A 6,201-nucleotide genomic window follows, 5' to 3' on the forward strand; every position below is an offset into this window, starting at 1 on the left:
ATCCAGAAGGCATATTTTTTAGAATAGGTGGAGATGAATTTAGTGGATTAATTAATAGAAGTAAAACTGAAGTTGAAGAAATTTTAAAGAAGATATATGGTGATTTAATAAAAATTGGGTTAAGTCCTCAATTATCAATAAGTACTGGAGCTAAAAATTTAGATATATCAAAAAACTATTTAGAAAATTATGCAAATACAGATAAACTATTGTATGAAGCTAAACTTAAAGGAAAAGGTTGTTATATTTTAAAATAGAAATAATTAAGGAGAATTACATGAAAATAATATTATACTTAATATTATCTTTAACTTTATTTGCTTCTGATACATATGTAAGTAAGAGTAATAATGAACAAAAGATTTTAGAAAATTATAGATTAAATCCAATTATATTAGTACTAGACAAAAAAACATATAAAAATCAAATATTTGAAGAAGAATCTATAAATAATATTTTAGAAGATTTATTTAAAAACTATTTAGGATTAAATATAGTAGTTGAAAAAGAAAGCTTTATAGAAGGTCAATATAATAAAGAAAATAAAATATTTGGTGGAATATTTCAAACAAATAATGAATGTAGAGACATACTATCATCAGTTCCTTTATATGAAGAAGATTTATATGTTGTTTTTAATGATAAAAGTTTAGATCAGACGGATTTTAAACTATATAAACAATTTTTTGATTTTAATATTTTAACAGGTAATTTAAAGAATAAATTAACAAATAATCAAAGTAATAAAATAAAGGAAAAAAAATATTCATTATATTCAACTCACGAATCAATTTGTAATAATGAAAAAATAAAAGTTTCTAAATTGCCAAGTAATGTAATAGGATTAAGCAAAGAATATAAAGATTTATTACCTATAGTAAATCGAGCAATAGAAGAAAAATATTATACTAAGATAAATAATTTTTTAAAAAAAAGAAAGCTTTTTATAGAAAATAAAATATTGATGGAAGCATTAACGAAAGAAGAACGAGAATATTTAAAAAATAATAAAACCATATATATTGGACTTGAAAGTCAGCAAGTATATAGTTATTATTCAAAAGAAAAAAATCAATATATAGGATCAGTAATTAATTTATTTAAAAATTTATCAGAGATATTAAAAATAGAGTTTAAAGTAAAGAATATGCCTGATGAAAATTGGAATAAAATTTTAGATCTCTTTAATAAAAATAAAATTCAAATAATTCCACTAATTAAAACTAGAGAAAGAGAAGAGAAGTATATTTTTTCATCAAATTTAACTGAGATTTCTTTATATAAAGTTGGAAAGAAAAAGAGTGATTTTAAGAATGAGAAATTAAAAGTAGGAGTTTTAAAAAATAGTTTTGAAGAGGCTTTTGCAAAACTATATTTTAATAAGGAAGTAATTGAAGAATATGAAGATTATAACTCTTTAAATAAAGCTTTATTTAGTAATAAAGTTGATATTATATATACAACAAATATTGAAAATATTAAACATTCTAATATTATTATAGAAAAAGATAAATATCCTTTAGTTTTTGGATACAATAAAAACAATTATTTGTTAAAAAATATAATTGATAAAGCTCTTATAATTTCAGAAGATTTTAACACAATATTAAAAGAGGGAGAAGTAAATAAGGAAGATTTATTATTTAAAGAAAAAGAACAAGAAAAAAATAAAATGCTAAAACTATTTTTGATTTCTTTTATTCTAGTTGCTAGTTTATTAGCTATAATTGTAAGGTTGTATTTAAAAAATAGAGCATCTAAAAAACTATTAATAGATAAATTAACAGATTTACCTAATTATTATCAATATATGGAAGATGTTTCAAAATATAATACTTCAAACTTTACATTTATTAAAATTAAACTAAATATTTTATCTGAAATTAACAGAAAAGTGGGATGGTCTATTGGAAATAAGATACTTATTGAAGTTACAAATATTTTAAATATTGCTTTAGAGACTAATAGTAAAATATATAAAGTATCTGGAAATAAATTTTATATAATGACATCTGAAAATAATATAAAAAATAAAATTAATTATATTAAAGAAAGTATTAGGAAATTAAAGTTAAAAGAAAGTTATAATTTTGATGAGGATATTAAAATTTCTTATTATAAAAAAGAAACTTTAATATCTGCTAGTGAAATTTTTGAGTATCTAGAGACATTAGATGAAATTGATGATGAGAAAGAAATCTCTGTTTTAGAATTAAATAATCAATTGATAAAGAAGCTGAATAGAAGAGCAGAGATAAAAAAAAGGTTAGTTAGTAAAGAATTAGATGGAGTTTATGCAGTATTTCAACCTAAATTTGATTTAATTACTAAAAAAATATTAGGAGCAGAGGCATTAGCTAGATGGCAAGATAATTCTTTAGGAGCGATATATCCAGATGAATTTATATTTATTGCAGAAGAATTAAAAAGAGTATATTTAATAGATTATAAAATTGCTGAAGAAACGCTTAAATTTATAAATAAAATTCCAAAAATATATTTATTAAGTGATAACTTTAGAATATCTTTTAATATTTCGCTTCAAACATTTGAAAGGAAAGATTTTTTAAACACAATAATAAATTTAATTGAAAAATATAAAATAAATCCGGAGGTATTAGAAGTTGAACTAACAGAAACTATTTTAGGATTAAATTTACCTACAATTATAGAAAAAATAAATCATTTAAAAGCAAAAGGCATTCAAGTTTCAATAGATGATTTTACTGCAGGAAACTCTTCAGTTTCTTTATTAAGTATTTTACCTGTTGATATCATAAAGTTTGATAAATCAATTTTAGATAGAGTAGATTCTAATAATAAAGTTGCAACAGAAGTGTATAAAGGATTAATTAATATAGTAAAAGGATCTAATTTTAAAATAGTTGCAGAAGGAATCGAAACAAATGAACAATTAGATTTTTTAAAGTCACATAAAGTTGATATAGGACAAGGATATATTTTTAGTAAGCCAATCTCTGAAATAGATTTTCTTAAGCTATTAGAGTCAAAATAAAGAGATTTGTGATTGTAAAGTATGTATAATAAATAAGCTTGTAGATAAAGTACTTGAAAATAAACAGGCTCAATATTTAGATTCATTTATTTTTAAAAATAAATATTCAATTTCATTAAAGATTATGGAAGTGGGAGAGTTTTTTATACTAGAAGTATTAAAAGTAGATAAGAAAGAGTTGAAAAATCAGATTTTATTAGCATATTTTAATAAAACAACTGATATGATTTTTTATAAAAATCAAAACTTAGAATACTGTTTTATAAATTAGGAATAATAAAAGATATAACAAATGAAAAGCAATTAGAGGAAATAATTAAAGTAGATACTTTAACAGGGGTATATAGTCGTAATTATTTTAACGATACAGTTAAAAAGATTTATAAAGAGAAAAAAGAAGTATATTTAATTTTAATTGATTTAGATGATTTAAGAAAAATTAATAATGTTTTTGGACATGTAAGAGGAGATGAATTTGCAGGGATAACAGATATTTCCAAAAATCAATTAGAAATAACGTTGAAGATGATATTTGAAAAGATTAATACATTAAGTTTAATACCAAAATTATCTATAAGTATTGGAGTAGGAAAGATTGATTTAAAAAACTCTTTTTTAACAAATTATTCTGAGGTAGATAAAATTCTTTATAAAGTAAAAGAAGATGGTAAAAATAATTTTGAATTTAGAGGAGAGTTAGAATAGTGATATCAAGTGATACAAAACTAATTTTAAATAAATTATCAACTGGAATAATATTATTAGATTTAGAAAAAAAAATTATTTTTTCTAATAAAAGCATTAAGAGTTTTTTTAAAGGAAAAAGAAACGATACACTTGGTGAATATTTAGATTGTAATGCAGAAGTTTTTAAAGAAAGAATTTGTAGAAATAAAATAAATTGTGATAATTGTTTTTTAGGAAAAGCATTTGAAAAAGTAGTTAGAACTCAAAAAGAAGAAATAATAGAAGGAATTAAATTTTTTGAAGATAATTATGAAATAAATGTGGATTGTAAATTAAGTTATAATTCTGAATTAAAGTATGTTATTTTAGAGTTTTTAAATATTGATAAGAAACATGAAAAATTTAATTTTTTTATGAAAGCATTTGAATATTCGAGGGATATAATTTTTTTTAAAAATAGTAAGTTGCAATATATTTATATAAATGAAACTGGAAAAAAATTTTTTAACAATGTTGAGATTTTATATAAAACTGATGAAGAATTATTTCCTTTGGAAATAGCAGAACAATGTAAGCTAGGAGATTTAGAAACACTAAAAAAAGGTAAACATAACGTTTTAGAGTTTATAGAAGATAAAGTATTTAGAACTTCAAAAGAGTATATAAACGGTGGAATATTGGCAGTAGCTCAAGATATAACAGATGAATATTATGCACAACTTTTATCAAATGCTGATATATTAACTGGACTTTATAATAGAAAGAAGTTTGATGAAGTGTATAAGAATATTTTTAAAAGTAAAAAAGAAAATATTTTTTTAGCAATTATAGATTTAGATAATTTAAGAGATTTAAATAATAAATATGGACATTTAACAGGAGATAAGTATTTGAAGCAATTAGGAAATATATTGAGTCAGTATAGTGAAGGTATTTTTTTTAGGATTGGCGGAGATGAATTTGTAGGATTAATTGAAGGAAGTCATGAGTATATTCAAGCTATTTTTGAAAAGATATATGAAGACCTAAGAATACTAAACCTAAGTCCTAAATTAACAATCAGTACAGGAATAGGAAAAATAAATTTAAACGAAACAGATGAAATAAATTATTCTAAAGTTGATAAAAAATTATATCAAGTAAAAAGAAAAGGAAAAGGAAAATATGAGATTATTTAATTAAAATTATAATTTAAAATATGATATAACAAAATTTTCAGAATTAAATTTAAAAAAATATACTCAAACTTCTATCAAAAAAACAGATAGCTTTCATATTTTTCAAGCTTTCGAAACTTTATTCCAATATTATTATAAAACAGAAAATTTTATTGAATATAATAGTTTAAAAAAGCTTTATGATAACTATATTCATAATATAAACAATATAAATAATAAAGTATTTACTTTTTATTTAATAGAAACATCTGAACACGATTATATAAGTAAAAAAAATAAAAAATTATATTTACATATAGGAATTTTAATCACATTTTTAATTATTATCTCTACAGTTTCTTATAAGAAAATTAAAGAGCTTGATAGAAAGTCAAAAATAGATGCCCTTTCTAAAATTGGTAATAGATTAGCATTTAATGAAAAAATGGATTCTGTGAGCAAAGAAAAATATTTTATGTTACTTTTTGATATTGATAATTTAAATATAAAATATTTAAAGATAGCAAAAAATAAAAAATTTGGCAAAATAAGAGAAATCTTATGACGCAAAACTAAAGGGCCTTTAAAATGGCAGCCAGTTACAACAATTTTAATTTAAAATTGTTGTTTTTTTTGGGAAATTAAATCAAATAAAAATATATTAGGAGGATAAGATGAAAAAAAAATTGTCATTATTATTTGTAGGTTTAGGAATTTTATTGAATGCTCAAGATGAAGCAGTAATGGAAGTTAAAGCACAAATAATTAGACCAATACAAGTGGAAGTTACAAAAAGTATTGATTTTGGAAAAGTTGTTACAGGAAGTTTTTCAAGAGTAGATGGAGGGTTTAAGGTAACTGGTGAACCAGGAGAAAAATATGTTGCTTATATTAAGGAGTTAGGAGAAGGTAATGGTGAAGGAACAATTGAAATGACGAATGATGCTGATTCATCTATAAAATTTCCAGTGAGAGCATGGACAGATTTATTTGGATCTAATCCTACTATAAATAGTAAAACTGGTTATAATCATCATAGTGTAGGTGTAGATTTAAGTGTTCCACAAACACAAACACCTGGAAATTATACATCTAATTTGACAATGGTTGTAAGATACGAATAAAAATTTTTAAATGTCCCTCTTTCTTTTTGAGAAAGAGGGACATTTTATTATTTATTTGTTTTTCTAGCTATTTTAGGGAAGATAAGTCCAAGTCCAACTAAAACAACTGGTGTTAAAATGTTAAGAGTAATTTGGAAGAACCACTCAGAACTGAATGTTTCAATGTTTTTAGGGAAGATACCCATTAAACATGCAAATGATGTAAATGCAAAACACC

General features: G+C 21.9%; 6 protein-coding genes, 1 pseudogene and 1 riboswitch. All 7 genes and pseudogenes read left to right on the top strand.

Annotated elements, in window-relative coordinates; all coding sequences use genetic code 11:
• On the top strand, positions 1-257 hold a 257-nt coding region (locus tag ACRCYC_RS00240; protein ID WP_438533416.1), incomplete at its 5' end, for a hypothetical protein.
• Between the two features lie 20 nt (positions 258-277).
• The gene (locus ACRCYC_RS00245; RefSeq protein WP_438533417.1) at positions 278-3,016 is read left to right on the top strand and encodes an EAL domain-containing protein; all 2,739 of its coding nucleotides are present in this window, start codon (positions 278-280) and stop codon (positions 3,014-3,016) included.
• 124 nt (positions 3,017-3,140) lie between these two features.
• Positions 3,141-3,287: a hypothetical protein gene (locus tag ACRCYC_RS00250; RefSeq protein ID WP_438507178.1), complete on the top strand. Its 147-nt coding sequence runs from the start codon at positions 3,141-3,143 to the stop codon at positions 3,285-3,287.
• Positions 3,288-3,331: 44 nt separating this feature from the next.
• Positions 3,332-3,481, top strand: a pseudogene (locus ACRCYC_RS00255) (GGDEF domain-containing protein); the annotation flags it as partial.
• 60 nt (positions 3,482-3,541) lie between these two features.
• Positions 3,542-3,721 carry a hypothetical protein gene (locus ACRCYC_RS00260; RefSeq protein ID WP_438507177.1) on the top strand — a complete coding sequence of 60 codons (180 nt, stop codon included), beginning with the start codon at positions 3,542-3,544 and terminating at the stop codon, positions 3,719-3,721.
• Positions 3,721-4,881: a diguanylate cyclase domain-containing protein gene (locus tag ACRCYC_RS00265; RefSeq protein ID WP_438533418.1), complete on the top strand. Its 1,161-nt coding sequence runs from the start codon at positions 3,721-3,723 to the stop codon at positions 4,879-4,881. The genes ACRCYC_RS00260 and ACRCYC_RS00265 overlap by 1 nt, the downstream gene beginning before the upstream one ends.
• Before the next feature lie 510 nt (positions 4,882-5,391).
• Positions 5,392-5,467, top strand: a riboswitch (cyclic di-GMP riboswitch).
• Between the two features lie 67 nt (positions 5,468-5,534).
• Positions 5,535-5,984 (top strand): hypothetical protein, encoded by a 450-nt coding sequence (locus ACRCYC_RS00270; protein WP_438507175.1) that lies wholly within the window; start codon positions 5,535-5,537, stop codon positions 5,982-5,984.
• Positions 5,985-6,201: the final 217 nt, after the last annotated feature.

This window comes from Paraclostridium sp. (genome assembly GCF_051657365.1).
Lineage (GTDB): Bacteria > Bacillota > Clostridia > Peptostreptococcales > Peptostreptococcaceae > Paraclostridium.

Coding starts and splice junctions, on each gene's coding strand:
- ACRCYC_RS00245 (WP_438533417.1), top strand. CDS start 278: ATGAAAATAATATTATACTTAATATTATCTTTAACTTTATTTGCTTCT.
- ACRCYC_RS00250 (WP_438507178.1), top strand. CDS start 3,141: ATGGAAGTGGGAGAGTTTTTTATACTAGAAGTATTAAAAGTAGATAAG.
- ACRCYC_RS00260 (WP_438507177.1), top strand. CDS start 3,542: ATGATATTTGAAAAGATTAATACATTAAGTTTAATACCAAAATTATCT.
- ACRCYC_RS00270 (WP_438507175.1), top strand. CDS start 5,535: ATGAAAAAAAAATTGTCATTATTATTTGTAGGTTTAGGAATTTTATTG.